Origin of the sequence: Pseudomonas sp. RW10S2, from assembly GCF_014268985.1 — a bacterium.
Classification (GTDB): Bacteria; Pseudomonadota; Gammaproteobacteria; order Pseudomonadales; family Pseudomonadaceae; genus Aquipseudomonas; species Aquipseudomonas wayambapalatensis.
The window spans coordinates 1-1,558 of record NZ_JABWRO010000237.1; the positions used below are offsets into that span (position 1 = coordinate 1).

A 1,558-nucleotide genomic window follows, 5' to 3' on the forward strand; every position below is an offset into this window, starting at 1 on the left:
CACCATTGGCGTGACCGATGCCAGTGTTCCGGGCAAAACCTTCGAAAACCTTGAGCTGGGAAGCTCCGCAACTGTTCAGATTGCCGATACCGAAAGCGAAGTCGTCGCGACCCTGACTGCTGACAAGACCACTGTCAGCGAAGGCGGCGAGATCACTTACACCGTTACCCTGACCAACGCCCAAGGTCTGGATGTCAAAGGCCACGGTGGTCTGACCTTCACTCTTTCGGATGGCACCAAAGTCACCGTTCCAGCGGGCAGTGCCACCGGCACTATCACCATCCATGCGCCGGACGACGTGTACGTTGGCGGTCAGCCATCGATCATCAACAAGCTGGAAGGTGTTACCGGCGCGGATAACTTCGAGAAACTGACCCTCGGCGACAATTCCGTCACCACCACAGTGACAGACGAACCGGGTACTGGCACTCCGGGCACCGGCAACGAAGGCGACAAGGTTTCCGTCACCATCGTCAGCAATGGCAATGTCACCGAAGATCAGCAGCCGTCGTTCACTGTCAAAGTGAACCAGCCACTGGACCGTCCGCTCACCGTCACTCTGAGCAATGGCGACAAGGTCACCATCGCCGCAGGCCAGACTCAAGTCGAGTACAAGGCACCTGCACAAGGTGATGACGTCTTCAAGGATTCGGGTTCTCTGACTGTCGGCATCACCGATGCCACCGTTCCGGGTAAGACGTTCGAAAACCTCGAGCTGGGTGGCTCGGCCACTGTTCAGATCTCTGACACCGAAAGTGAAGTTGTCGCGACCCTGACTGCTGACAAGACCACCGTATCTGAAGGCGGTGAGGTCACCTACACCGTTACCCTGACCAATGCCCAAGGTCTCTCGGTTACCGGCCATAACGGCCTGGTCTTCACCCTCAGCGACGGCACCAAAGTCACCGTTCCGGCTGGCAGCGCCACCGGCACCATCACCATCCACGCACCGGACGATGTCTACGTCGGCGGCCAGCCGTCGATCATCAACAAGCTGGAAAGTGTTACCGGCGCAGATAACTTCGAGAAGCTGACTCTGGGTCAGGGCGAAGTGAAAACCGATGTCACCGATGAACCGGGTACTGGTACTCCGGGTACTGGCAACGAAGGCGACAAGGTTTCGGTCACCATCGTCAGCAATGGCAATGTCACCGAAGATCAGCAGCCGTCGTTCACTGTCAAAGTGAATCAGCCACTGGACCGTCCGCTGACCGTTACCCTGAGCAATGGCGACAAAGTCACCATCGCTGCAGGCCAGACTCAGGTTGAGTACAAGGCGCCAGCCCAGGGCGACGACGTCTTCAAGGACTCGGGCTCTCTGACTGTCGGCATCACCGATGCCACCGTCCCAGGCAAGATCTTCGAGAACCTGGAGCTGGGTGGCTCGGCAACTGTTCAAATCGCTGACACCGAAAGTGAAGTGGTCGCGACCCTGACCGCAGACAAGACCACTGTGTCTGAAGGCGGCGAGATCACCTACACCGTCACCCTGACCAACGCCCAAGGCCTTGACGTCAAGGGTCACGGCGGTCTGACCTTCACTCTTTCGGATGGCACC

General features: G+C 58.2%; 1 protein-coding gene. It reads left to right on the plus strand.

The window, feature by feature from the left end; translation table 11 throughout:
* A partial coding sequence (locus tag HU729_RS25525) for an immunoglobulin-like domain-containing protein (protein ID WP_346655323.1) occupies nt 1–1,558 on the plus strand: 1,558 nt, incomplete at both ends.